Origin of the sequence: Nocardioides sp. CPCC 206348, from assembly GCF_048654705.1 — a bacterium.
Classification (GTDB): Bacteria; Actinomycetota; Actinomycetes; order Propionibacteriales; family Nocardioidaceae; genus Nocardioides.
The window spans coordinates 13,015-13,517 of sequence record NZ_JBMCZA010000220.1 but is presented as its reverse complement, the minus strand read 5'-3'; the positions used below and the strand labels follow the sequence as shown (position 1 = coordinate 13,517).

The 503-nt window shown below is 72.4% G+C and carries 1 protein-coding gene; it reads left to right on the top strand.

The features are described from left to right. Positions 1-145: 145 nt before the first annotated feature. Positions 146-503: PLD nuclease N-terminal domain-containing protein (locus tag ACOADB_RS24620; RefSeq protein WP_378605064.1), on the top strand; the 358-nt coding region annotated here is incomplete at its 3' end.

Genomic DNA, 503 nt, shown 5'->3' with positions numbered 1-503 from the left:
GGTCGAGGAGGTTGCGCAGCAACCGTCTCGAGACCTCCGCAGCCTCGACGCTGCCGGTGGTCTCGAGACGGCCGTGGCCGGCCTCCTCGACCAACGGCGGCCATTCCCGGGACGGGGGCGGCCGCGCCGGGCGAGAATGCCACCCATGTTGAGGTTGCTGCCGGGAGTCCTCGTCCTCGTCCTGTGGATCTACTGCCTCGTGGACGTCATCAGCGCCCGCGAGGACGGCGTACGCAACCTGGCCAAGACGTGGTGGATCGTCATCGTGTTCTTCTTCCCGCTCGCGGGGTCGATCGCCTGGTTGATCGCCGGCCGGCCGACGCCCGAGCGCCCGCTGACCCGCGAGCAGGGCGCGGCGCCGAACTTCCCGGAGTACGGCCGCCCGGGACGGTTCGCGGCCAGCGACCCCGCTGCCGACGAGGAGTTCCTGCGGAAGGTGCGCGAGCGGGCCGAGGAGCAGCGGCTCCGGTACGAGCGCGAGCGGCGCGACGCCGACAAGCCCG